Origin of the sequence: Arthrobacter sp. SAFR-044, from assembly GCF_051965175.1 — a bacterium.
Taxonomy (GTDB): domain Bacteria; phylum Actinomycetota; class Actinomycetes; order Actinomycetales; family Micrococcaceae; genus Arthrobacter.
In genome coordinates this window covers 883-25,203 of record NZ_JBQCMK010000014.1, presented here as the reverse complement: position 1 = coordinate 25,203, position 24,321 = coordinate 883, and the positions used below count along the sequence as shown (strand labels likewise).

Annotated in this window: 23 protein-coding genes and 1 pseudogene; 13 read left to right on the top strand and 11 right to left on the bottom strand. The window is 65.8% G+C overall.

Annotated features, from left to right (window positions below):
- Positions 1 to 432: 432 nt before the first annotated feature.
- A complete protein-coding gene (locus ACTHQS_RS18045; RefSeq protein ID WP_440171637.1) occupies positions 433 to 1,041 on the top strand; it encodes an RNA polymerase sigma factor in 609 nt (202 codons plus the stop codon).
- 2 nt (positions 1,042 to 1,043) lie between these two features.
- The gene (locus tag ACTHQS_RS18040; protein ID WP_440171635.1) at positions 1,044 to 1,907 is read left to right on the top strand and encodes a hypothetical protein; all 864 of its coding nucleotides are present in this window, start codon (positions 1,044 to 1,046) and stop codon (positions 1,905 to 1,907) included.
- 104 nt (positions 1,908 to 2,011) lie between these two features.
- Here the strand turns inward: ACTHQS_RS18040 and ACTHQS_RS18035 are convergent, their stop codons facing one another.
- The 3 genes from ACTHQS_RS18035 to ACTHQS_RS18025 are packed head-to-tail and all read right to left on the bottom strand — an operon-like array spanning position 2,012 to position 5,442.
- A complete protein-coding gene (locus ACTHQS_RS18035; RefSeq protein ID WP_440171634.1) occupies positions 2,012 to 2,386 on the bottom strand; it encodes a DUF6262 family protein in 375 nt (124 codons plus the stop codon).
- Complete coding sequence (locus tag ACTHQS_RS18030; protein ID WP_440171632.1) at positions 2,376 to 4,256, bottom strand: tyrosine-type recombinase/integrase; 1,881 nt, start codon at positions 4,254 to 4,256, stop codon at positions 2,376 to 2,378. The genes ACTHQS_RS18035 and ACTHQS_RS18030 overlap by 11 nt, the downstream gene beginning before the upstream one ends.
- Positions 4,257 to 4,299: 43 nt before the next feature.
- Positions 4,300 to 5,442: a tyrosine-type recombinase/integrase gene (locus ACTHQS_RS18025; protein WP_440171630.1), complete on the bottom strand. Its 1,143-nt coding sequence runs from the start codon at positions 5,440 to 5,442 to the stop codon at positions 4,300 to 4,302.
- A 195-nt stretch (positions 5,443 to 5,637) separates the two neighbouring features.
- Here ACTHQS_RS18025 and ACTHQS_RS18020 point away from each other — a divergent pair, with 195 nt between their 5' ends.
- Together ACTHQS_RS18020 and ACTHQS_RS18015 are read left to right on the top strand one after the other, a co-directional pair.
- Positions 5,638 to 6,069 (top strand): LexA family protein, encoded by a 432-nt coding sequence (locus ACTHQS_RS18020; protein ID WP_440171628.1) that lies wholly within the window; start codon positions 5,638 to 5,640, stop codon positions 6,067 to 6,069.
- Between the two features lie 42 nt (positions 6,070 to 6,111).
- Positions 6,112 to 7,392 (top strand): Y-family DNA polymerase, encoded by a 1,281-nt coding sequence (locus ACTHQS_RS18015; RefSeq protein ID WP_440171799.1) that lies wholly within the window; start codon positions 6,112 to 6,114, stop codon positions 7,390 to 7,392.
- Between the two features lie 55 nt (positions 7,393 to 7,447).
- Here ACTHQS_RS18015 and ACTHQS_RS18010 read toward each other — a convergent pair whose 3' ends face one another.
- The gene (locus tag ACTHQS_RS18010; protein WP_440171627.1) at positions 7,448 to 7,594 is read right to left on the bottom strand and encodes a lmo0937 family membrane protein; all 147 of its coding nucleotides are present in this window, start codon (positions 7,592 to 7,594) and stop codon (positions 7,448 to 7,450) included.
- A 272-nt stretch (positions 7,595 to 7,866) separates the two neighbouring features.
- Here ACTHQS_RS18010 and ACTHQS_RS18005 point away from each other — a divergent pair, with 272 nt between their 5' ends.
- Together ACTHQS_RS18005 and ACTHQS_RS18000 are read left to right on the top strand one after the other, a co-directional pair.
- Entirely contained in the window at positions 7,867 to 9,045 is a 1,179-nt protein-coding gene (locus tag ACTHQS_RS18005) for an ABC transporter substrate-binding protein (RefSeq protein ID WP_440171626.1), read from the top strand.
- Between the two features lie 425 nt (positions 9,046 to 9,470).
- Entirely contained in the window at positions 9,471 to 10,238 is a 768-nt protein-coding gene (locus ACTHQS_RS18000) for a matrixin family metalloprotease (RefSeq protein WP_440171624.1), read from the top strand.
- Positions 10,239 to 10,245: 7 nt separating this feature from the next.
- On the opposite strand, the gene ACTHQS_RS17995 is transcribed toward ACTHQS_RS18000, so the two are convergent.
- A complete protein-coding gene (locus ACTHQS_RS17995) occupies positions 10,246 to 11,196 on the bottom strand; it encodes a carbohydrate kinase family protein (protein WP_440171622.1) in 951 nt (316 codons plus the stop codon).
- Positions 11,197 to 11,232: 36 nt separating this feature from the next.
- Positions 11,233 to 12,027, bottom strand: coding sequence for an alpha/beta hydrolase (locus ACTHQS_RS17990; RefSeq protein WP_440171620.1), 795 nt, complete (start codon positions 12,025 to 12,027; stop codon positions 11,233 to 11,235).
- A gap of 174 nt (positions 12,028 to 12,201) precedes the next feature.
- Between ACTHQS_RS17990 and ACTHQS_RS17985 the strand changes: the two genes are divergently transcribed.
- The 4 genes from ACTHQS_RS17985 to ACTHQS_RS17970 all read left to right on the top strand — a co-directional run bounded on the left by ACTHQS_RS17985 (position 12,202) and on the right by ACTHQS_RS17970 (position 15,091).
- The gene (locus ACTHQS_RS17985) at positions 12,202 to 12,858 is read left to right on the top strand and encodes a cyclodeaminase/cyclohydrolase family protein (protein WP_440171618.1); all 657 of its coding nucleotides are present in this window, start codon (positions 12,202 to 12,204) and stop codon (positions 12,856 to 12,858) included.
- A gap of 120 nt (positions 12,859 to 12,978) precedes the next feature.
- Positions 12,979 to 13,863: a hypothetical protein gene (locus tag ACTHQS_RS17980; RefSeq protein ID WP_440171616.1), complete on the top strand. Its 885-nt coding sequence runs from the start codon at positions 12,979 to 12,981 to the stop codon at positions 13,861 to 13,863.
- A gap of 83 nt (positions 13,864 to 13,946) precedes the next feature.
- On the top strand, positions 13,947 to 14,267 hold the full coding sequence (locus ACTHQS_RS17975) for a hypothetical protein (protein ID WP_440171614.1): 321 nt from the start codon (positions 13,947 to 13,949) through the stop codon (positions 14,265 to 14,267).
- Between the two features lie 83 nt (positions 14,268 to 14,350).
- The gene (locus tag ACTHQS_RS17970; RefSeq protein ID WP_440171612.1) at positions 14,351 to 15,091 is read left to right on the top strand and encodes an SDR family NAD(P)-dependent oxidoreductase; all 741 of its coding nucleotides are present in this window, start codon (positions 14,351 to 14,353) and stop codon (positions 15,089 to 15,091) included.
- Positions 15,092 to 15,182: 91 nt separating this feature from the next.
- On the opposite strand, the gene ACTHQS_RS17965 is transcribed toward ACTHQS_RS17970, so the two are convergent.
- From ACTHQS_RS17965 to uriH, 3 genes are read right to left on the bottom strand one after another with little or no spacing between them, the layout of a single operon-like run.
- A complete protein-coding gene (locus ACTHQS_RS17965; protein ID WP_440171610.1) occupies positions 15,183 to 16,142 on the bottom strand; it encodes a ribokinase in 960 nt (319 codons plus the stop codon).
- Positions 16,139 to 17,569, bottom strand: coding sequence for a uridine transporter UriT (gene uriT, locus ACTHQS_RS17960; RefSeq protein WP_440171608.1), 1,431 nt, complete (start codon positions 17,567 to 17,569; stop codon positions 16,139 to 16,141). Before uriT ends, ACTHQS_RS17965 begins: the two co-directional genes overlap by 4 nt.
- Entirely contained in the window at positions 17,570 to 18,712 is a 1,143-nt protein-coding gene (gene uriH, locus ACTHQS_RS17955; protein WP_440171606.1) for a uridine-preferring nucleoside hydrolase UriH, read from the bottom strand.
- Positions 18,713 to 18,981: 269 nt separating this feature from the next.
- Here uriH and ACTHQS_RS17950 point away from each other — a divergent pair, with 269 nt between their 5' ends.
- Positions 18,982 to 19,995: a LacI family DNA-binding transcriptional regulator gene (locus tag ACTHQS_RS17950; protein ID WP_440171797.1), complete on the top strand. Its 1,014-nt coding sequence runs from the start codon at positions 18,982 to 18,984 to the stop codon at positions 19,993 to 19,995.
- Here the strand turns inward: ACTHQS_RS17950 and ACTHQS_RS17945 are convergent.
- Positions 19,952 to 21,436, bottom strand: coding sequence for a M1 family metallopeptidase (locus ACTHQS_RS17945; RefSeq protein WP_440171604.1), 1,485 nt, complete (start codon positions 21,434 to 21,436; stop codon positions 19,952 to 19,954). The genes ACTHQS_RS17950 and ACTHQS_RS17945 overlap by 44 nt on opposite strands.
- Before the next feature lie 324 nt (positions 21,437 to 21,760).
- Between ACTHQS_RS17945 and ACTHQS_RS17940 the strand changes: the two genes are divergently transcribed.
- Both ACTHQS_RS17940 and ACTHQS_RS17935 read left to right on the top strand, forming a co-directional pair.
- Positions 21,761 to 22,867 (top strand): GTP pyrophosphokinase, encoded by a 1,107-nt coding sequence (locus tag ACTHQS_RS17940; RefSeq protein ID WP_440171602.1) that lies wholly within the window; start codon positions 21,761 to 21,763, stop codon positions 22,865 to 22,867.
- A 4-nt stretch (positions 22,868 to 22,871) separates the two neighbouring features.
- Positions 22,872 to 23,852: a hypothetical protein gene (locus ACTHQS_RS17935; protein WP_440171600.1), complete on the top strand. Its 981-nt coding sequence runs from the start codon at positions 22,872 to 22,874 to the stop codon at positions 23,850 to 23,852.
- Positions 23,853 to 24,081: 229 nt separating this feature from the next.
- Here the strand turns inward: ACTHQS_RS17935 and ACTHQS_RS17930 are convergent.
- Positions 24,082 to 24,321 (bottom strand): annotated as a pseudogene (locus tag ACTHQS_RS17930) (S8 family serine peptidase); the annotation flags it as partial.

Below are 24,321 nucleotides of genomic sequence, written 5' to 3'. Positions count from 1 at the left end.
AACTATCGAACATATATTCCCATTAGCTCTCGGCGCGCCTTTCCTTATAGGACATGGGTTCGAGAGCGAAGACACCTGTCCTTGACGGGCCTCCGGTGGAGGCTGTTGGAGTAGTCCCAGCGCTCGGTCAATGCCGGTGTTCTGAAGATGCTCCGGTGTGTAGTCTCTGCGGCCCCATAGCCGGGCAGTTTTGGGGGCGGTCTTACGGGAACCCAAGAGACTTTGGGCCGGCGGGAATTTCGATGAACGCTTCCCAGGACGGAATGCCTGTCGGTGGTGGACCGGCTTCCGGGCGGTGCCAAGTGGATGAGCAGGCGCACAGAAGCCCTCACGGGACTTACCAAACAACTGCCAAATCCTCGCAAGTAGCGCGATTAGAAATGCCTCGCCGTTTTGATGGAACCGCGGTCGGGGTGCCGGACACTTATAGACATGGGGGACAGCAAAGATTCATCTACAGACAAGGAGCTTTGGCAGCGCGCCATGGACGGCGACGGCCCTGCTTTTGCTTCCCTTTTTAAGCGCCACCGGGACCGGGTCTTTGTTCACAGCCTCCGGCTGGTACGGACCACATTTGAAGCTGAAGACGTGACAGCAATGGTGTTCCTTGAAGCGTGGCGATGCAGATCCAAAGTGCGACTGGTGGACGAGTCGATGCTCGGCTGGCTGTTGGTAACTGCCACAAATGTTGCCAGGAACAAGAAAAGATCCACGCTTCGCTATGAACGCCTGTTGCGGAAACTTCCACAGAGCCCGGCAGTGCCGGATCACAGTGACTCCGTCGCAGAAGCAGTTGACGAGGACCGCCGTTCCCAGCTTCTGCACCGCGCTTACCGCTCACTGGGTCGGCAGGACCAGGAGATCATCGCGCTGTGTGTCTATGAGGACATGAGTACGTCGCAGGTGAGCGCCCTGCTGGGAATTCCTCCAGGCACCGTGAAATCCAGGCTCTCCCGCGCAAAGAGCAAACTCTCAAGGCTGGTGAACCCACCTGCTGGGCTCCTGCCGCCGCGGACTGCATTGACGTCTGAAGAGGACTAGCCATGACCAACAAACCAGACTCACCGCAATTCACACCGGCCCGGAGCGCAGCCATCGAAGCGCTGGTAACAGCTGTTGCGCAGCGCGGAACCCCGGAAAACCGTCACCTTCAAAACACCAGGGGCAAACGGATCCTGCTGTCTGGTGTCGTAATTGCTCTGGCCGTCAGCGGAGCAGCCGTAGCACTGCAAATGCCCAGCACAGAGAATCCACCCAGCGCTGCCGATCACGGGATGAACCAGCAGGTGGAACAGGCTGCACCCGGAAATCCTCACGATGCGTACGCCGCCATCCCAATTGACCAAATTCAGGACTCCGAAAGCGACGCTGACTTCATGTGGGACGCGAGCGACCCGTACTACGGATATGACACCTACCCCATCGTGGCCCGCGTGCATATCGACTCAATAGACGGCGGGCGCACCTACAGCCCCATCTTCGATCAATACACCTTCCCCCAAACCATCGGGAAGATGACCGTCCAGGCCGTATACAAGGGAGACGTGAAGCCCGGCGCACAGCTGATTTACAACAAAGGCGGTGGAATCGTCTCCTTCGATGACTACTGGAAGAGCCTCAATCCCCAGCAACAGGACAAGTTCGCACACCTGAACGGCGGTCAGAAGCCAACAGGAGTCCAATACATCAAAAAAACCTATTCGGAGGACGCCGAAATTACTGTCGGGAAGGACTACATCGCACTCCTGTTGCCCCAGCAGCACAAAGATGGTACGGCCGAGGAATATTCCATCCAGGGGTTCCAATACGGCTTCCGAGAAGTAAAAGGATCCGGTGCCGCGACCACCATCCTCAACAACGAGACCAAAACCTGGGAAAGCCTTGGCAGTTTTGTGAGACTGCCGTAGCCCCGGTCCCCTCATAACAGCAGCATGTTCTGCCGAGCGCCACAAGCCCGGTTAAGGATCGCCTACCGGACACTGACTCTCTAGCCGCTGCAAGGCGAAAGGCGTCAATGTCGGGCTTCGCGCAAGGCGCCGTGTGCTCGTGCCAGCCGCTCCTCCAGGCGTTTGTTTTCGTCGGTCAGTTGTCGGATTCGTTTGTGGGCGAGCTCGAGGCGCCGCTGGATTGATGCCTCGGATGCGCGAACATCTGGTCCCGTTGGGGCCATTTTGGCGGGTACTTTCCTTTGTTGGAACTGCTCCAGCAGGTCCGGTTGTGTGTATAACCACGAGCGTGAAACGCCTGATCTTCTCGCCAGTTCACTGATGGTCACGGGTTGTGTGGTTTGCCCGAGTTGTTTGAGTGCTTCCTCCACTTGTTGACGCGCCCTGTCGGATCGACGCCGCGTGGCTGCCAGGAGGTGCTGGCTGTTGTCAGTTCGCATCGATGTTGCTTCGCTCCCCGGTGCTTTGGATGGTGTCGATGATGTTTTGCAGGTTGGTCGCGACTTGGCTGTTCATCTCCACGACGCGGGTTTGTCCTGCCGATTCAGCTTGGGCGATGAGTCTTTTCGTGGAGCGTAAATGGTCGAGGTGATCGGAAAGGAAGTCGGGGGTGGTGACGAAGACCGGGCATGTTAGACAGGCATTGGCGTGGGGACAGGCCTGTTGCAGTGGCAGACCGCAGTAGCCGTTTGGTAGGGCCATGGTGACCCGGCCCAGGTTTTCCTTCATCCAGGCTGCATCGTTGATTGCGGCATCCTCCGATGGGTTCATGATCTCGCCGTGAATCGTGATTTTCCTGGCTTGTTCCCAGTGACGGCGGACTGTTTCGTCCTTTAGCCGGGCATATCGGGCGGTCATTTCGTGCGATTCGTGGTCGAGGAGTCGGCGGACCACTTCCTGCGGGACGTCGGCGTTGATGAGTCGAGTCGCATATGTGTGTCGGAGCTGATGAGCGGTGAAGCGGAACGGACGGCCTTGCTCATCGTGGAGTCCGATTGTCCTCTGCCAGGTCTGGATGTGGCCGGCGGCGGTTCCGGGGTTCCACGGCCGATCGCCGGTTTTGGAGTTGGGGGCGGGGGCCAGGTAGCGCGCGTCCGGCAGGACTGCTCGCACGGCCTTGGTCTGCTCGGTGATCGCGGCGGCGAGTTCGTCGTCGATTGGCAGGGTCGCTTCGCGGGACATTTTGTGGTTGAAGTAGCGCAGGTAGGGGGCGTTCTGGTGGTCGCTGAGGAGGCAGTCGATTTCCAGACGGTAGGTGTCGGAAAGGCGTAGGCCGGTGCGGGTAAGTATCTGCATCATTAGCCGGTGCGGTTGCTCCAGTTGCGCGAGAGCCTTGGTGTCTTCAATCTGGGCCATGATGAATTCCGGGAGCGCCCGGGGAAGAGCTGCAGTGCGGCGGGGGTGGTCGCTGGAACGGATTGCGGCAGATGGCGGCAGGTCTGGTTGCCAGTTGTTTTCGCGGATAGCGCGGAGGAACAGGGCTGTTGAGCTGAGCGAGTAGCTGCGGCTAGCCGGGCTCAGGCGGAGCCGAAGCAGGAGGTTGAGGTAGACCTCGATGCTTTCTCTGGTGAAATTCTGCACCGTTCCCTTGGCGCCGGCATGTTCGGTGAAAGCGTCAGCCAGGCGGTGAAGGGCTGTCATGTCCCGGTTGAGTTGGGAGTAGCTCGTGCTTGTTGAGATCCGCCACCGCATGAAACGCTTGGCAAGCATCTTTAGCCACGGCTGCGGGATGGTGCCGAACCGCAATATGCCCTGCTGGCCGGTCCGGCCTCGGAAGCCCATGATCTCGAGCCGCCAGGCATCGCGTTCGAACTCGGAGGACGCATTAGGCGGTTCCAGGAAGTGTTCCAGTGCCGCGTGCAGGGCAGCGTGCGCCCGTCGCATTTCCTTGGAACCCTTCTGGATTTCGGCGCTTTCTAAGGGCAGCTCCGTGAGCAATGACCCGGCCTCCAGTTGCCTCAGAACTTTGATCAGGTCGCGTAGGTCTTGTAACCGGAAGCGTCGGCCGTTCCGTGGGCTGGATGCCAACAGTTGAAGTGATAAGGCCAGCTCGACCCGGAGCCTTTCTGGCAGGCCGGTGAGGTCGATTTTTTCAGGATTGGTCTTGGGGCCCGACATGGTCCTGAATTCATCGAGTGTGGGTTGGCCGAGCTTGTTCCACCGGCCGAGGTGCGTCTGGCAGAGCTGTCTGGTGCTAAGGAACCGGGCGCACCCGTCGATGCTGCAGATCGGGTACAAATTTGCCGTCAGTTCCGGGTCATCAAGGACTATCACTGCGGCGTCGAAGCGTGGTGATAGGGCGACGCGCATGCGTGGCAGGGCGTCACCGGGGCCGGCAGAGACGCCCCTTGTTCTAGGCGGGTTCATCTTGTGCCCTGTTCCAGGAAGGGGATTCATTGCTGGTCTCCGGGCGTTGAGGAACCCACCCTGCCGCAGCCAGCGCCTTCCGCAGGTGCTGGACGTCAATATGTGAGTACGTGTCGATCGTAGTAGCGACGGATGAGTGGCCCAGAAGCTTCTGGACGACCTCCGATGGGACGTTGCTGCGAAGCAAGTCTGTGGCATAGGTGTGGCGGAACTGGTGCGGCGTGAAGTGGAAACCTGTGCGGGCACGCAGGCGGGCGACCAGATCAAGGACACCCTGGTAGGTCATGGGACGGCCCACGGGCTCGGCCCAAAGATTCACGAAAACGTAGTCGCAATCCAGTGTCCCGTACTCCTCGAACAAGTAGTCCGCGAACAGCCGCACCAGGCCGGGCTGGATGGGAATGTCGCGGTCACCAGTTTTTGCCCTGGCGTTATTGGCGTTCTGCCGGAAACGGACCTTCACGAGGCACTCCGCAGAATCCAGGTCACTGTGACGAAGGCCAAGCGCTTCACCGATCCGCATTCCCGTCCCGGCCAAGAGGGCGAACAGCAACCTGTCCCGCAGGTGGTCGCAGGCCTCCAGAACCGCCGATACCTGTTCTGGGGTGAGCATTCGTGGCGTTCTAGCCGGCACCCGCCGCTTCAATTCCTTCCCCGGCCGCCCCGGGCCGCCCAGATGCGCAAGCAACGGTTTCCATGATCTTCCGCCGCCATGACGGTTCGTCAGCGCCGGGAACTCCAAGACCTCCCCATGCTGATGATGGAACCGGTAGAACGACCCGACGGCGGAAAGCTTGCGATTGATCGTCGCGGCCGAACAATGCTGCGCCCCAACGGCCAGCCGCCGCATTTGTCCCCCTCTCTCACTGGGAGCCAACTGCAGCCAGTTAGCGAAGCGGCCAAGGTCCTCCAGCTGCACGTCACGCCACTGGACCTGGCACCGTTCAAGGAAGGTGAAAAAGTCTCGCAGGTCGAAGGCATAAGACCTAACAGTCCCAGGTGACCGATCAACCGCGTCCAAATGGGTCAGGAAACGGTCGACCGGAGCCACAACATCGTATGAGGGATCGGTGACGGTCCACGACTCCCCGCCATCGCGCTGAAGCACTCGCTGAACGGACCAGGGCATCGCGGCTCCTTGGAAGCAGGTTCGTGTGATGGCATCCGGTCTAACAGGCCCAATTGACTGAACCGTGAACTCGTGGACAACACTCCAGATAACACTCCGCGAAGCCGGGCGTGACTGTCGTAGGCCACCCGTAGGCTACGTCAAAGACATCCAGCCGAAGGCTGAAGGAAACATATTTTCGAATAAAGGTGTGTTGTGGGCGTTATTGTCGGTCCCCGCGTGATAGACGCGGGCGCCTCTTTGTTCTCGGTGCTGATCTCGCCGGTGGCGGTGGCGGCGGGTTTTCCGTCTCCGGCACAGGACTACTTCGACGGCAGGATCGATCTCAACGCGCACCTGATCAAGGACATCACTAGCACCTTCGTGGTCCGCGTCACGGGGATTTCCATGGAGGGTGCAGGCATCAGCGACGGAGACGAACTGATCGTCAACCGCGCCCTTGAGCCCAAGGACGGCTCCGTGGTGATCGCCGTGCTGGACGGGGAACTGACCGTGAAGCGCCTCCGCATCACCCCCACGGGCGTGGTGCTGCAGGCCGAGAACCCCAAGTACCCGGACATCCATGTTCCCGCGCTGTCCGAGCTGACCATCTGGGGTGTCGCCACCAGATGCCTGCACCACGTTTGAGGGCCACAATGGGTGGGAAGTGCTGTGGCTAAGCCTGTCCCCATGCGGCGGATGCCGCAGATCGCGCACGTGGACGTCAACTGCTTCTATGCCTCCGCCGAGCGCGCATTCGACCCCTCACTGGAGGGGCGCCCGCTGGTAGTGCTGTCCAACAATGACGGCTGTGCGGTGACCCGTTCCCCGGAAGCGAAGGCACTTGGCATCACCACCGGCGAACCGTGGTTCAAGCTCGCGCCCCGGGCCAAGGAGTGGGGCCTGGTGGCAAAATCCAGCAACTATGAGCTGTACGGGGACATCAGCGCCCGGGTGATGGAGCTGCTGGGCAGGTACTCCGCCTGGCTGGAGATATACAGCATTGACGAGGCATTCCTGGGCGTGAAGGGCGGCCCGGGAGAGCTGTTGGCCCTGGGCTGCAGGATGAAAGAGGCAGTACGGCGGCATGTGGGCGTTCCCGTGTGCGTGGGCATCGCACCCACCAAGACCTTGGCAAAACTGTGCAACAAGTGGGCCAAGAACAATCCCGCCTTCGGCGGAGTCTGCCTGTGGGAATCCGTTCCGGCGGAGGTGCGGGAGGGTTTGATGGCCCGGCTGCCGGTGGACGAGATCTGGGGCATTGCCGGGCGGCTGACAAAGCGGCTCAACGTGCTGGGAATCTTCACTGCCAAGGACCTTGTTGGGGCGGATCCGGTGATGATCAGGGACAAGTTTTCGGTGGTGGTGATGCGCACCGTCCTGGAACTGCGCGGCACGCCCTGCATTCCCATGGAGGAAGAGCGGATTGGCCGCGACCAGCTGATCTTCTCCCGCTCTTTTGCCACTCCTGTGACCACCGTCGCCGGGCTTCGGGAGGTGCTCAGCGTCTACGGGCAGCAGGCGAGCGCCAGGCTCTCAAAGCATAGGCTGCAGGCAAAGGTCCTGACGGCGTTCGCTGCCACGTCCCCCTTCCGGGATAACGAACAGTCCTACCCCTCGGTGTGCGTCTCACTGCCCATGCCCACGGCGGATCCGTTGCTGCTCACCAAAGCCGCGCACACACTGTTGCCCCACATCCGGGAAGGACTCCGGTATGCCAAGGCAGGCCTCATGCTCACCGACCTGCGGCCCACCGGAAACCAGCCGCCGCTGGAGCCGTTCGAAAACCCGCATGAGGAACGCGGCATCGGGCCGCTGCTGGAGGACGTGAGCCGTCGCTTCGGCCGTGGCTCGATCGGACTGGGGCACGCAGGGATCAGGTCCGGCCTGGACTGGACCATGAAACGGGACATGCGCTCGCCCCGGTACACCACGCACTGGGACGAACTCCCGTTGGTAAAGGCGGCCTGAAAGAGGCCCCGCCGCCGGCTGAAGGCGCGGCCTCTTTCCTGGAGGCGGGACCTGTCTAGGCTCGGGACCTGTTTTGGATGAAGTGGAAGATCAGGACGACCACTGCGACGACCAAAAGGATGTGGATGAGCCCGCCGCCGATGTTTGCGAGCAGGCCGAGAAGCCAGAGAACAGCGATGATAATGGCGATCCAAAGCAACATGAGAGTCTCCTTGACTAGTTTTACAAAGTCCCCATGCGGTGCACGTACCCACCAACGCGGCAGGCAAATCAGGGTGGCGGGTACTGAACACCCCGGCGGTTACCCGGGCACATTTCGGCCCTGAATCAAGACGTCCTGCGACGGGTGGTGACGTCCCGCTACGCCGTGTTGAGCGTTCGCGACGCCCTGTGAACGCCTGCTACAGCATCGATTGTGGGGTTTCCGGGTGCTCCGTAATCTCGTCTCAACATCGGCCCAGCAAAGGATTCCCCATGGCAAACCCGCAGGACAGCAATCCCCAGAACGCGCACGGCTCCACCCGCATCGTCGCCGGCCAGTCAGCCAGGCCCACGCGCCCCGTCGGCCTCAAGATCGGCATCGCGGCCGCCGTCCTGGCCCTCCTTGGCGGGGGCGCCGCCGTCGCCTCCTCCGTCAACAGCGGCACCCCGGCCCCCGCGCAGGACACTGCTCCTTCCGGCAGCCCCGCCGCCGAGCTGAAGCTCGGCTATTTTGGAAACGTCACGCACGCCCCCGCACTGGTAGGCGTCAACAAGGGTTTCATCGCCGACGAGCTTGGGAGCACCAGGCTCAGCACCCAGGTTTTCAATGCCGGCCCCGCAGCCATCGAAGCCCTGAACGCAGGTGCCATCGACGCCACCTACATTGGTCCCAACCCGGCCATCAACTCCTTCGTCAAGAGCCAGGGCCAGTCGATCAACATCATCGCCGGCGCCGCAGCCGGTGGGGCGCAACTGGTGGTCAAGCCGGAAATCAGCTCCGCCGCCGACCTCAAGGGCAAGACGCTCGCTTCCCCGCAGTTGGGCGGCACCCAGGACGTGGCCCTGCGCGCATGGCTCTCATCCCAGGGCTACAAGACCAGCGTGGACGGCAGCGGCGACGTCGCCATCAACCCCACGGAGAACGCCCAGACGCTCAAATTGTTCCAGGACGGAAAGCTCGACGGCGCGTGGCTGCCTGAGCCGTGGGCGTCACGCCTGGTGCTGAATGCCGGCGCGAAGGTGCTGGTGGACGAAAAGGACCTCTGGGACGGCTCGCTGTCCGGCAAGCCGGGCGAGTTCCCCACCACCATCCTGATCGTCAACCAAAAGTTCGCGGCAGACCACCCGGACACCGTCAAGGCACTCCTGAAGGGCCACGCGAAGTCCGTCGAATGGCTCAACAGCGCTTCAGTTGGCGACAAGGCCACCGTCATCAATGCAGCCCTCAAGGAAGCAGCCGGCGCCGAACTGAAGGCGGATGTCATCGACCGCTCCCTGAAGAACATCGTCTTCACCGTTGACCCGCTGGCCGGAACCTACCAGAAGCTCCTGGCCGACGGCGTGGCCGCCGGCACCACCAAGCAGGCCGACATCAACGGGATCTTCGACCTGCGGGCCCTCAACAGTGTCTCGAACGGAATCACCTCGGCCGCCGGGCTCGGCAAGGAGTAAAGCCTCATCGATTGCTCCGTAGATGTCGTTTTGACCCCTCATAACGACAATTACGGAGCAATCGATTTGCCGCGGGCCGCCTTTCTTGCCTAAATCCTGCGCCTTTCCCGCGCCAAGGGTGGGCAGCGCGCCAATAGGCTGAGGGGGTTGCCCTTCGGCGGGCTGCGAAAGACTGGGGGATGCCGGTGCACGGTTTTGGGACAGACAGGGATCAGTTGTCGGATACACCGGGCTTTCTGCCGGCAAATGTCCGCCGTTCCCCAACCGGACGGATCCCTCAGTGGGCCATTGATGAAGCATTGGGTAACACTGAGGCGCCCGCGCCGTGGCGCAATACGGAACCTCCTCAGCCCGGCCGCAAGAGGTTCCGCCGCCGGCCAAGGAAACTACGGCGCCAGCCCAAGCGGTCGGTACGGTTCAGCGCGGTGTTGGGGATCGCCCTGGTGGCCTGCCTGTACTTCACACCGGCGCTCTTCGACCGCATGGTTCTTCCTGTCTTGGCTCCATACCTGCCCGGGGCGAAGATGCCGCCGCCGGGATACGAAGCAGCTGCCGCGCCGTTGGGCACACCACCCGCAAGCACGGGCTCTACCGCCTTTGTGCTGCAGGAGTCGCCGAAAGAAGGCCAGCGGCTGGTCGCGTACGATCCGTGCCGCCCGGTCCATTACGCTGTCCGGCCGGACAACGCGTTGCCGGGTGGTGATGTCCTGGTCCGGGAAGCAGTGGCGGCAGTCTCCCAAGCATCCGGCCTGCAGTTTGTCGATGATGGACCAACCACGGAAGCGCCGTCTGATGACCGGTCAGCCTTCCAGCCTGACCGCTACGGAAAGCGGTGGGTGCCGGTGCTCATCGCCTGGTCAACACCCGTTGAGACGCCCGGCCTTGCAGGAAATGTTGCCGGCCTTGGCGGCAGCGGCTACGTGGAGGCCGCCGGGCAGCCCCTGATCCTCGAAGCCGGCCAGGTGCGCCTTGATGCTCCTGATCTTGCCGGCATCATGGCGAGCAGGCCGGACGGCGCGGCGGAGGTGCGCGCCATCATCATGCACGAGCTCGGACACGTGCTGGGCCTGGACCACGTCGATGATCCAACCCAACTGATGCACTCCGAAAACATGGGTGTTCTGGACCTCGCCGACGGCGACCGGGCCGGTCTGGCCCTGCTGGGCAGCGGACCCTGCGTCCCGCAGCTTTGACGAGCGCCTAACCCTCCTTTAACGCGGCCCCGTGCAGCTCCTCCCGGGTGGGCGGGTTGGCGCCCGGGCGGGACACCGTGACAGCGGCGGCGCAGGCGGCGTGTGCCAAAAGTTCAGTCAGGCCCTCGACAGGAAGATCGCGCAGGTCCTGCCGGTTCTGGGCGCCGTCCAGCTCCCGGTCCACCAGGCCTGACAGCAGCGCCGCCATGAAGGAATCCCCCGCCCCCACGGTGTCCGCCACCTCCACCTTTGGGGCGGCCACGGATGCTTCCCCGGCACGGCACACACCCCACGGCCCGTCCGCACCGCGGGTGACCACCACCATCGCCGGACCTTCTTCCCCGCCCAGCGCCAGCCACTTACGGGCCGAATCCAGCACGTCCTGTCCCGGGTAAAGCCAGGCCAGGTCCTCATCCGAGGCCTTGACCACGTCGGACAACGTGACAAACTTTTCAGCCTGCTCCCGGGCGAAGTCCACGTCCCTGATGATGCTGGGCCGGCAGTTGGGGTCAAAGCTGATGGTGGCGGACGGGTGCGCGTATTCGACGGCGGCCAGCACCTCGGTGGCACCGGGCACCAGCATCGTGGCAATGGAACCGGTATGCACCAGGGTGGTTCCCTGCAGCATGAAGCCAAGCCGGTCTGCCAGGTGCGGCAGCGCCCAGGCGAGGTCGAACGTGTAGGTGGCGGCGCCGTCGTCGTCAATCAGTGCGGTGGCCACGCTGGTGGGCAACTCGTCCGGGGGCAGCGGCAGCATGACCGAACTCGCGCGCAGGTGCGCGGCCACCGAGTCGCCGTACGCGTCCCGGCCGTAACGGCCGATGAACTGCACCGGGTGGTCGAGCCGGGCCAGGCCAACTGCGACATTCAGGGGACCTCCGCCCACGTGGGCCTCAATTCCCGAGGCGCGCTGGACAACGTCAACAAGGCCTTCGCCGATCACTGTGAGCATGGTCATACTCTGCCAGAAAGACGGCGGCGTCAGCAGTTCGTGTCAGTGCAGCAGCTGCCGCACCAGTTCCCGGCACGACACATACGCTTCCGCGGCGGGATCGATCAGTGCGAAATGGTCCCCCGGTACCGTGACCAGCTGCGCCGGGACGGGCCCGGAACGGCTTGCGTCCACGTAGGTCGTGGACATGACCAGGGGAACATCCTCATCTTCGGTTGTGTGGACGGCGTAGACGGGAACGTCCAGGGGCAGCGCCACCATGGGGTCGGCCATGCGGTGGCGCCCCGGGAAGTCCGACGGCGGCCCGCCCAGCAGATTGCCCACCGCACCGTTGCTGAGGCGCAGCCTTTCGGCCTCGGCCAGGTTGAGCACGCCGGACTGGCTCACCACCCCGGTGAGGCGCACGCCGTCGGCCCCGTTCTCCACCTCGCGGGCTTCCGCCGCCCCAAGCCGGTCCAACCGGTTCCGGCCCGCGGCCCACACCGCCAAGTGGCCGCCGGCCGAGTGCCCCAGCGCCACCACCCTACCCAGGTCCAGCGAGTGCGGCCCTGCGAGCGCGGCAAGCTTGTCGATGCCTGCCAGGATGTCCTGGAACGTGCCCGGCCAGCCGCCGCCGTTGCCGGCACGGCGGTACTCCAGGTTCCAGGCGGCCATGCCGTGTTCCGCGAGGTCTCTGGCCAGCGGCTCCCCAAGCTCGGCCCCGTACGTGGAGCGCCAGTAGCCGCCGTGGATCACCACCACCACGCCCCGGTGTTTACCGCCGGCCGGAAGATCCGGTAGGAAAAGCTCGCCCCACTGGCTGGGGTCCTGGCCGTAGTCATAGCGGTGGCGTTGCACCCTGCCGACACTACAGGCGGGCGCCGTGGCCACGGTGTCAGACTGGCCCACTTTTGGACGGCAGCCGGCGGCGGGACCTTGGATTTCCCAAGGTCCCGCCGGCATAACTGGGCCAGTGTGGGCATTGCCGCCGTTTCCGTTTAGCCGGTGGCCGTTGTGGGCACGGTTCCTGGCATGGAAGAGGCTGAAGTAACCACCCAGGAATCCACTGTTGAGGAGTGGACACGCGCGCTGGCGGAGTCCACGGGGTCGCCAGGTGGTGGCGCGGGGACCGGCCTGATGCTGGCGGTGGCGGCGTCGCTGACGTCGATGGTCGCCGGTTACAGCGGCGACGGGGAGGACGACGGCGGGGAGCCGGCCGGGATTCGGACGCGGGCCCAGGCGCTGCGCCGGGAAGCCCTGCGCCTGGCAGATGACGATGCATCCGCCTCCAAGGCTTTCGGTGCCGCCTTCCGCCTGGACCCGGGCGAGGAACGGGACGAGGCGATCCGCCGGGCATCCGTGGAGGCCGCGGCGTCCTCTGCTGTCCTTGGCGAGCGCGCCATCGGAGCCGTCGATGACCTCGCCTGGCTGGCCATCAACGGCAACCGTGCGCTGGTCGCGGACGTCGTGGTCGCGTTCGGTGCCCTCCGCGCTGCCGTGGCCGGTGCCCGCACGAATGTCAGTTTCGATCTCGGGTCCCTTCGGTCCACCGGGGCCACGTTGGAGCAGGTCCGTCAGCAGCATCCGGACTTGTGGGCCGCCGTCGAGCAACTCAATGAAGCCATGGACCGCATCGACAGCCTGACCGCCGGCATCGACCACCGCGCCGCCCCGACAGACGCGGCCTGAGCAGCGCAAACATCCGACCGCTTCCTGCTGATTGCGTTCTTGAAGTGGTTGGACTCTGCCGTACGGCTGTGCTTATGGTGGGCAGCATTGTTGCAGGTGAGCCTGGGGGAGGCGTTCTGGATGAAGTCAAAACTCACTGTTTGGGCTTTTCTCCGCCTCCTTTTGCTCGCCGTGGCGGCAGCCGCATCGTGGATTGCCTTGTCCGCCGCGGGAGCGTCCGCTGATTCCTCCCCTCCCGGTGGCCCGCTTCCGGTGCCCGGCCAGGCCGCGGTGGCATCGGTCACCACCGTCACCCATCGGGCCACTGACGTCCTGGCGCCAGCGGAATCCGGACCGGTAAGCGCTCCGGCCACTCCGCCACCTGCCGCATTGCCGCCCCTCCGCCCGGTGGTGGAGGATGTCAGCGCCTCGGCCGACGACGCGCTGCAGGCTGTTCCGGTGGTCAGTACGGTAGTGCCGGCAGGAGCCGTGGCGACGGTGGTGGATCCGGCCGTTGGCACTGTGGATGGCGTTATGGGCGAAACCGTGGGGACCGTCGTTCCCGTTACCCCCGGGCTTACGACGGCGGCGCCGCCGCTCCCGGCCGGTGCTGACGTTCCGTCGGCCAGTGATGGCGTGCCTGCACAGCCAGCTGAACTCGCGGCCGGGACCACCGGCGCTGCACCGGCTGCCGTGCAGTCCCTCCACGAGATTCCCGCGCCCCGCCAATCGTTCTACAGCCACGGCCCGGCGTGCGACCCCCGGATAAGGCCCGCTGCCGGGACTCCGCTGGCGTCGGGAGCGGATCCGCAAAGCCGGCCGTTCCACGGGCCGGCTGATCCGACGCCTATCGTTCCGGGTGCCACCGGCGCCAGCAGCGCGTCCGGCGGTGGTGTTACCGCCGTTCCCGCATGGCTCAGCGTCCATGACCTGCAGGTCCCGGCGGCCCGCACAGCCGCCATCAAGGGCGGTTCGAGCACTGCCCCGGCACCGGTGTCCTTCGACCCCGGATCATCTCCTGACTAGTTGAGGCCCCTTCCCGCCCAGCGCGAATGAGCCAATCCCCGGGCTAAGCAGTAGGCCCGAACCAACTTTCAGGAGAACTCCAAATGATGCACCGCACTATCCGTGGATGCCTGCTCAGCGCCGTCATCGCAGGCGGCCTTCTGGCTGCCAACGGCGCAGCCGCCCATGCCGCTGACCACACCGCGCCCTTCCCGGGCGGTGCCGCCTCTTACGTTGTCCAGCCGTTTGCCGGCAGTACCCGCGTCCCGGCAGCGGCCGGGACCGCCGCACCGGCAGTGGCCAGCGCCTCTGAGTCCAAGACCCTGGCCGACACCGGCGTCAACAGCGGACTGCTGGTGGTCGGGCTGCTGTTCCTGGCCTTCGGAGGACTGCTGGCACTGATCCTGGGCAGGAAGCGCGGCTGATCCAGTCCCGGCGAGGCAGGGACTGGACCGCGGGAGCGCCACGGGTAGCGTAAGGAGAACCCAGCTACCAGGAAGGGCCGCGAATGGCACGCGTCTTCATCACCGGATCCACCGACGGGCTTGGCCTCGCAACTGCAGACACGCTGCTGCAGGACGGCCACGACGTCATCGTGCACGCGCGGTCCTCCCTGCGGGTCCCCGCAGTACAGCACCTGCTGGACCGCGGGGCAAAATGCGTTGTCGGAGATCTCGCCGTCCTGGCCGAGGTCCGGCAGATCGCGGAGGACGTCAACGGGATCGGCGGGATCGATGCCGTCATCCACAACGCCGGCGTCCTCAGCGGCACGGCGCTGCTACCGGTGAACGTCGTGGCCCCGTACCTCCTGACGGCACTCATCCCCGGCCCCGGCCGGCTCATCTACCTGAGCAGCGGCATGCACCGGGGCGGCGACACCGGTTTGGACGGCCTGGACTGGACAGGGCGCACGACGACGGCCTCCTACTCCACCACCAAGCTGCACGTCACTGCGCTGTCGGCTGCGGTGGCCCGGCTGGTGCCGGGCGTCGCCAGCAACGCGGTGGATCCCGGCTGGGTGCCCACCCGGATGGGCGGCCGGTCGGCTCCGGACAGCCTGGAACTGGGCCACCGCACGCAGGAGTGGCTGGCCACCAGTGATGACCCCGAAGCATTGTCCAGCGGCGGCTACTGGTACCACCAGCACCGGCAGGCCCCGCACCCGGCTGCCAACGACCCCCAGTTCCAGGACGCCCTGCTCACGCAGCTCGCGCAACACACCGGGGTGACCCTGGACGCGCTTACCTAAACCCATCCGTTGCTCCGTAATTGTCGTTTTCACGCGCGAAAACGACAATTACGGAGCAATCGATGGGTGGGTCGGCGGGCAGTTGATGCGGTTAGGGCGTACCGAGGCGGCGTTCGACGTCGGCCGCTTCCGGATACGCCGCCTGCGTCCCTTTGCGGGTGGTCGCCAGCGCCGCGGCAACGGAGGCGAACGCGGCAGCATCCGCCAGCGCATCACCCGCTGCCAGCCGGACGGCAACTGCTCCGGTGAAGGCGTCGCCCGCGCCGGTGGTGTCCACGGCCCCCACCGTGGTGGGCTGGACGCGGGTCACCCGGGCGCCGGGAGAAGCCAGCGAATCCAGCACCACGGACCCCCGCGAACCCAGCGTCACCAGCACCTGCCGGATCCCCCGGCCGGCAAACCGCTCCCGCACCGCGTCCCACTCCCCGGCCGGAGCCTCCGCCCCGGGAATGGCAGAAGCCAGGAACAGCGCGGCCTCATGCGCGTTGACCAGCAGGACGTCCGCCAACCCGGCCAGGGCTGACGGAACCTCCGCGTAAGGCGACAGGTTCAGCAGAACCGTGGCGCCGGCGTCGTGCCCTGCCTGGGCAGCAGCCAGCACCGTGTCCATGCTGACCTCCAGGCAGAGGCTCACCACGGCGGCCCCCTCAAGGACCTCCGCCGCGCCGGCCACGTCCGCCGGGGACAGGGTGCCGTTGGCGCCGGCCGAGATGATGATGTTGTTCTCGCCGCGGGCGTCCACGGCGATCACGGCGACACCAGTGGGCTCGCTGGACGTGCGCACGTGGCTGACGTCCACGCCTGCGCCGGCCACCGAGGCCTCGAGCATGTTGCCGTTGGCGTCCTCCCCCACCGCACCCACCAGGCTGACGTGGCCGCCCAGCCGCGCTGCGGCCACGGCCTGGTTGGCGCTCTTGCCGCCGGGATTCACGGCGAACCCGTTGCCCTGCACGGTTTCGCCGGGCTGCGGAAGCCGCTCGCAGTAGATGGTGAGGTCCGCGTTCAGGGAGCCGACGACGACGATCCGGCCAGAAGCGGCGGCAGCACTCACGGTGCCACCTCGGCCTCAACCGGCTTGGGGATCAGCAGCGACGCCGCAAACGCTGCCACGGTCAGGGCCAGGCCAACCACCACGACGGTGAGGTATGACGCCGTCGCGTCGCCGAACGCCGACGTCGCCACCAGCACGGCGGGCAGGATCAGGAAACTCAGCCCTGCGCCCAGGTTGAAGGCGCCCGCGTTCATGCCGGGAAGAAAGCCGGGGTTGCCGGTGGGCGAGAGGACAACGCCGAGTCCATTGAGCATGATGTTGACCGTACCGGCGTACATGATGCCCAGCAAGACTGTTCCGGCGATCATCATCGGCAGGCTGTGCAGGCCCAGGAACGCGATGACGGCGAGCGCGGCGATGCTGCCCAGCAGCCCGATCCGCAGCACCTTGGTGTACCCGAGGACGGGTGCCAGCCTGCCGCTGAGCGGGCCCACCAGCCAGCCCAGCAGGGCGTACGGAGTAAGGATGATCAGCGACATCTCGGTGGGTCCCACGCCGAACCCCGGCGAGGCGGCCTGGACGTAGGCGGGCACGATGCCGTTGATCACGGCGAAGATGCCGGTCATGGTCAGGGTGGTGGTGAGCAGCGGGGCCCAGGTTGCGCGCTGGCGCAGGTGCACGGTTTCCACCATGGGCTGGGCGGCGCGCTGTTCGGTGCGCCAGAACGCGAAGAACGCGACGGCGGACACCAGCACCAGGGCGAGGCTCAGCATGAGCGTGCCGGAGTCGAAGCCGGCCACAAGCTTGGCGGCCTCGTTCAGCGCGGTCAGCAGGGCCCCCACGGCCACCACGATGAAGAACACGCCCCGCCAGTCCATGCGGGTGCCGGCGCCGGGCTTGCTCTCGGTGGCGAGGAACATGATGAGGGCGGTGGCCGCGACGGCCAGGACCACCATCAGCCAGAAGATGCTGCGGAAGCCGAAGTGCTCGGCGAAGTAGCCGCCCACGAACGAGTCCACACCGGCCACGCCGCCGTTGACGGCAGTAATAAGGCCCATCAGGGTGCCGTACTTGCGCGGGTTGCTGACGGCGGAGCGCAGCATGATCAGGCAGAGCGGGACGGTGGGTCCGCTGACGCCCTGGATGATGCGGCCCACGAACAGCCACGTGATGTCCGGCGCGAGCGCGGCGATGACGGAGCCCACGGCCATGAGCAGCATCATGCCCACCAGGACCTTCTTGCGGCCGATGATGTCGCTCAGGCGCGGCAGGAACAGGGAGAACAGCGCGGCGGCGGTGAAGAACCAGGTCTGCGAGAGCCCGATCAGGGCCTGGTCCGCCTTGAGTTCCCGGCCCATGGTCACCAGGGCGGGGCTGAGCATGGAGGCGTTGAGCTGGAACGCCACGCAGGCGGCCAGCAGGGCGGTCATGAGGGCGGCGATGTTGCCGCGGCCGGTCTTGGTTTCAGTCATGGTTGCGGTGGCCATCTACTTGACCCCTCCGGTGGTGAGGGAGGCACTTTCCGGGCGTACGACGTCGGCCGTGTTGCCTTGGGTGGGCGCCGCGCCTCGGCGCGGGTCGCCGTCGTCCGCTTGGGTGTTGCTGTTTTTGTCGCCGGTGCCGGGCTCGCCGATGCGGACCAGTGCGTCGGTGACGAGGTCCCAGAACCGTGCGTGGTCCAGGTCCACGGCCACGCTGGTGTGGCAGTCGGCGGGGGCCGGGGCGCGGAAGTCCGCCACGGTCATGCCCAGGGTCAGCGTGCCCTGGAGTTCGATGTTGACGGGGACCTTGCGGGTGCTGACGATGCTGGGGTCGATGACGTACGCGACGGCGCAGGGATCGTGGACCGGCGGGTAGTCGAAGCCCTGGGCGTCCTTGTAGGTGTGGGCGAAGAAGTCCATCAGCTCGGTGACGAATTTCGCCGGGCCGGTGCCGATGGCGGCGATCTTCTCCACTACCTCCGGGGTGGCCAGCGCCTGGTGGGTGAGGTCCAGGCCCACCATCACCACGGGCCACTTTTCGTTGAAGACGATGTGCGCGGCTTCGGGGTCGATGATGATGTTGAATTCGGCCACGGCGCTCCAGTTGCCCACGTGGTAGCCGCCGCCCATGAGGACCAATTCCCTGACGCGTTCCACGATGCGCGGTTCCTTGCGGGCAGCCAGGGCGATGTTGGTCAGGCCGGCGGTGGGGACCAGGGTGACGGTGCCGGGCTCGTGCGCCATGACGGTGTCGATGATGAGGTCGACGGCGTGGCGCGGGTCCAGCTCGATGGTGGACTCAGGGAGGGCGGGGCCGTCCATGCCGGACTCGCCGTGGATGTCCGGTGCGGTTTCGATGCTGCGGACCAGCGGGCGGGGGCAGCCGGCGGCGAAGGGGACGCCGGTGATGCCGGCGATGGTGCCGACGGCCAGGGCGTTGCGGGTGACTTTTTCGAGGGTCTGGTTGCCCACCACCGTGGTGACGGCCAGCAGTTCGATGTTGGGGTTGCCGTGTGCCAGCAGCAGGGCCACGGCGTCATCGTGGCCGGGGTCGCAGTCCAGGATGATCTTCCGGGGTTCAGGCTGGTTCTTCCGGGGCTCGCTGGTGCTGGTCCGGGGATTTGGTTCCACGATGGTGCTCCACGTCATTGGGGCCCTGCCTCACGGCAGGGGTTCTAAGTCTTCCGCGAGTGATCATGGCAGGGTTTTGCGGTGCACGTCAAGCGCTTAACGTGACGTCCGCTGTTGCCGCACGTCAAACGCTTGATGCCATATGCGACAAGGAAGGGAACGCTGCTCGCCTTGCAAGCCTTTCGGGGCCGGGACCTGTGTGCGCCGGTGCCTACTACGATCAAAGTATGGATTCCGGGGAACAGGTGCAGCAGCAACGGCCACGGCCGCGGCGGGTGACGGCGGCGATGGTCGCCGCGCGGGCCGGCGTTTCGGTGGCCACGGTGTCGCTGGTGGCCAACGGCAAGACGGCCGGCCGCGTGGCCGAGGACAACATTTCCCGGGTGCGGGAGGCCATTGCGGAGCTGGGGTACGTGGTGGACGGGATCGGCAGTTCCCTGGCCAAGGGCGTCAGCTCGATCGTGATCCTGGTGGCGCCGGATATCTCCAACCCGTTCTTCGCCAAGGTGATCGCAGGTGTGCGGGAATCGCTGGGCCCGCAGTACCAGCTGCTGCTGTCCGTCACCGAGGCCGGCGAGTTTCCGGAGGCCGACGACGTCCGGCGGCTGATGTCCCTCCGCCCGGCGGGGCTGCTGGTGGACGCACCCAACGCACGGTTCCTCGAAGACCTCGCGTCGCCGTCGCCCCTTGTCCTGCTTGATGCGCCGGGGCTGGAGTCCTACGCGCCCTCCGTGAACCTTGATGTGGCCAGCGGGGCGCGCCAGCTGGCGGCGCACCTGGCTAATGCAGGGCACAGGGAAGCGGCCTACGTGGACAGCGTGACCGGCACCGAGACGTTCGCGGTCCGGCGCGCGGCGTTCCTGGAGGAGGCCGCCTCGCGCGGCATCTCCGTAAGCCCGGAGCGCATTATCAGCACCACCATCGACGTCGGTGCGGCTGCGGGTGCGTTCGCCGAAGCGTGGCCGGAGTGGCAGCGCGCGGGGGTGACCGCCGTCGCCTGCGCCACCGACACCCACGCATACGGGGTGCTGCAGGAAGCGCGCGTGGCAGGGATCCGGATCCCGGAGGAGCTGGCCGTGGCCGGGTTCGACGATCTGCCCTATTCGGCCACCAGCAATCCGGGCCTGACCAGTGTGCACCTGCCCGCCACGGCCCTGGGCCAGAAGGCCGGCGAGCAGCTGCGCGGCCTCATGGAGGGGAAGTCGCTGGGGCACGGCGGCGTCACCCTGGAGACGTCGCTGGTGGTGCGCGGGTCCACTACGGCATCGCCGGCCGGTTCCCTTCCCGCAGCCAGTCATTGAAGAACGCGTCAAGCTCCAGGCCGGAAGCCGCCTCCATCACCTGTTCAAAGTCGTCCGTTGTGGCCGAGGAGTTGCTGTAGCGGTCCAGCCAATCGCTGGCTCCCGCAAAGAACGCCTTGTCCCCCACCTTGGCTCGCAGGGCATGGAGGGCGGCGGCACCCCGGTTGTAAACCTCCGCCGCAAAGAGGTTGTCCCGGCCGGGATCGGCAATGTTCACCGCCCAGAGGTTCTTGCTGTCCAGTTCCGCCACGGTGTCCGCGAATTGCTGCGCCACGGTCGCGTGGCCCGCATGGTCGGCCCACAGCCACTCAATGTAGGTTGCCCAGCCCTCGTTGAGCCAGATGTCCTTCCAATCTGCCGGGCTGACGTCGTTGCCGAACCACTGATGTCCCAGTTCATGGACGACGGTGGCCTCATCGGCAGCCCCTGAATAGAGCGGCCGGGTTTGGGTCTCCAGGGCGTAATCCACGGAATCATCGTCCACAACCGCGCCGAAAGCCTCGAAGGGGTACCGTCCGAACAGGCCGGACAGGAACGTGATCATCTGGGGCTGCAGTGCGAGGGCTGCGGTGGTTTTCTCCAGCTCGGCTCCTGCCACGCCGTCATCCACCGCATTGATGATCGGCAGGCCGTGGGGTCCTTTGGCGTACGTGAGGGTGTAGTCACCGACGCTCGCCGTTGCAAGGTAGCTGGCCATCGGATCCGCCGCTTCCCAGGTCCACGTTGTCCACCCGGCATTGGTTTTGGGCTTGCCGTCGGGCAGGCCATTGGCCACCGCTGTTTTCCCTTCCGGGACCGTGATGTGGAAGGAGTAGGTGGCTTTGTCTTCGGGGTCATCATTTACGGGAAACCATGTGGGCGCGCCATCGGGCTCGTTGACCACCATGGCCCCGTCAGCGGTGGTGACCCAGCCGTAGAGAGCCCCCGTGGTATCTTCCGGCCGTCCCGTGGTCCCGCCGTAGTCGACAGTGATGGTGGTTTTCTGGCCTGCCTTCAGTTTTGTCCGGAGTCCCACGGTGAGCTCCCAGGTGCGGTTGGCGTCATCCTGCACCTGTGTCCAGCCGGAAGGGCCCGCACCGTGGCTGACGTCCTTGCCGTCCACCTCCACCGCCGTCACCGCAAGGCCGCGCAGGTCGAAGTTAAGGCTGTCCAGGTCCTGGGTGGCGCGGAGGGTAATGGTTGCCTCCCCTGCGAGCTTCCCGGCGAGTGCGGCCGGATCCGCCGGCAGAGTGTATTGCAGGGCCAGGTCATAGTGCAGGACGTCGTACCCGCCGTTGCCCGCGTAGGGAAAGTAGGGGTCGCCGCTTCCCGCGGCGCCGTGCCCATACCGGGCCGGGCTGTCCTGGGGTGCTGCCTGCGCCGCGTTGATCCCGGCCGCACCGGCCGCCATAAGTGCCACTGCTGCCGCGGCGATGCGGCGGGTCTTCGTCTGGTTGGTCATGGTTGCAGTCCTGGAAAGTGCGGGCGGCGGGGGTCCCTGCTCACCGCAGCGACGCTCACGCCGCCGGAGGGGAATTGTCGTGTGCCTTCGCGGCGACCAGACCGATGCCGGCGGCTCAACGGCCGCTGCCCCCAGTTGGGAAGGAATCTAGGCCCGCCCGCGCGGCGGGTCAACACTTTGGCCTCCCCCCGGGGCCCCCTTTCGCGTCCCAGGCCCCACCGGGTCGGGAGGCCTGGCGATAGGGGCATCGCGCGGGGCACCCCGGGAGACCAGCCGGCTCCGCGCCGCCGTCGTTCTGTCATACCCCCGCCGTAAGCTGGGACCATGGCGAGTAACTGGGAAAGTCTGGACGCACCGCTGCGTGAGTCGGTGCAGCACAACGTGGAGATCTATGAGCGCGTCCGGCCTGCCCTGAAGCTGGTTACCCGTGATGTCCTGCTGGTTTTGCGGGACATGCTGAAGGACAGCGAGGTCACGCCGCTGTTCGTCACGGGCCGCACCAAGACGGTGGAATCCTTCAAAGAGAAGATCTCGCGCACCGAGGAGCCGCTTGAGCCGGGCGGGCGGAGGCTCCTGAAGTTTCCGGACCCGTTCCGCACGCTTAATGACATGGTGGGCATCCGGGTGATCACCAAGCTGCCGGCGGAGAATGCCGCGGTGGCCAACATCATCAAGCGCCAGCGGCAGCTCTTCGACTGCCGCGGCGACCGTGAAAAGGACATCGGCTCCATCGAGTCCGGCACCTACGGGTATTCGAGCCGGCACCTGATCCTGCGCACCATCCAGAATGAAGCCGTCAAGGAGTACCAGCAGGTCTTCAACCCGGATCTGCAGCCCAACGGCAGCTACTTCTTCGAGTGCCAGATCCGCACCATTTTCGCCCACGCGTGGAGCGAGATTGAGCACGACATCCGGTTCAAGGCAGAGGACCCGCGCGCCTGGACGCCGCACTTCGACCGGCAGTTCACCGCCACCGCGGCCATGCTGGAAACCGTGGAGACGGCGTTCGCTGACCTGCACGAAAGCTACGAGGAAGTGCGCAGCTTCTGGGACATGGATGGCGAGGGCGCGGCCCCGCTCACCCCCAACCGGATCCGGGACGTCTGGCGGACCCTGCTCCCGCACGTGGACCGCAAGGTGGACGATGACTGGGGCTGGGCGGCCGAGCTCCTCGCCGCGCACGGGCTCAACCAGACCATGCAGCTGGCGGGACTGCTCAGCGCCAACCGGATCACGGAGGTCCGCAAGGCCCTGGACCACCGCTACTCCCCCGGCCCGGACCGGCTCCTGGACGACCTGCTGCTCTGGCAGTACGGCACCAAACACATCGATCTCACCGCGGAAGAGCCCGACGCCGTCCCGCACCCGCGGCGCGACAGCCTCCTGCGGCGGTTGCGGCAGATCGAGCGGTACAGGATGACGAAGAAGTAGGGGGGTGGTGGAACCCGTGCGGCTGGTTCTGTCCGGCTTCGGTGCCGTGGGCCGCGCCTTTGCCGATGCTGTCCAGGAGCAGGCTTCTCCGCTGCAGGTTGCTGCCATCCGGGGCCGGGCGGCCGAAGTCTTGCTTGCGCCCGGCGGTGGTGTGCCGGGGCGCTCCTCCTGGGCGCCGGTGCGGTCCATTGAAGAGACGCTGGCCCTTACCCGGGCTGGCGTCCTGGTCCAGGCACTGCCATCCTCGCCCGAAGCTCACTCGCGCGCGTTGCAGGAGGCGCTTGCTGCCCTGAGGGGTGGCGTGGATGTGGTGACAGCCACCAAGAGCCACATCCTGAGCCACTGGCGGGACCTCGAACGTGCGGCCGGGGAAGGTGGGAGCCGGATCCGTATTTCCGGAGCCACCGGAGCGGCGCTTCCCACTGCGGACATGGCCCGTGTTGCCGTGAGGGGCATGGGTTGCAACGCCGTCCGGGCCTGCCCCAACGGCACGTCCACCTTCATCCTGGACGAGCTTTCCCGCGGCGCGGGGCTGGAGTCCGCCGTGCTGGAGGCACAGCGCCGCGGTATTGCGGAGGCAGACCCTTCCGCAGACCTTTCCGGGAAGGACTCGGCCACCAAGGTACGGCTGATCGCCGGGCTTCTCTGGAACTGGGATGTTTCCCGGATTGCCGTGGAGGCGGAGCCGATCGGCTCCACCACGCCTGCCAGGGCGGTGGCCGCCGCTGGGGCAGGACTTCGTTTGCGCGCGGTGGCCGGCGCCTCCCTGGCGCGACCCATGATGGTTACTGTCCGCTTGGAAGAAGTTTCAGCAGCTGACCCGCTTTTCTCCATTGCCGGCCCGGAGAAGGCTGCGGTTTTTAGCTGCCCGGAGGCCGGGGATGTCACTGTGCAGGGCGGGCGGTCCAGCCCGAAGGGGGCGGCACTGGCCATGCAGAAGGACGTACTTAACCTGATCGGGTTGAACGCGCGCGGCTTCCGCTAGCTAGGGGCGTCTTGCGGGCGGTGGCCACCTCGCTGGGGAGGGCCCATCCAGTCTTCATCGGGGCTGCGCCGAGGGCTGGCTCCTGGTCTCGGGAGATCCAGGAGCCAGCCCTCCCTCGGCGGCGGTTTTGGCCGCCACCGGCGATAGCTTCTGCGCTGCTACAGAAATCCCCGACTGCTTCAGGCGCTCACTGACGTTGCCTCGCCTCAAATAACTGTGTGCACCTGTATCAGCTGATGGCGGTCATGACGTTCCAGCCATCGCCCACCTTGATGCGCCACCCGAACAGGCCGTTCCCCTGGCCCGGGTAGGTCCACAGGCTCCCGTTGGTGTCACGGGCAACGAGATCGGGCTCCCCGTCTCCGGTCAGGTCACCCGCCGCGCTGATGGCCGTCATGACGTTCCAGCCATCGCCCACCTTGATGCGCCACCCGAACAGGCCGTTCCCCTGGCCCGGGTAGGTCCACAG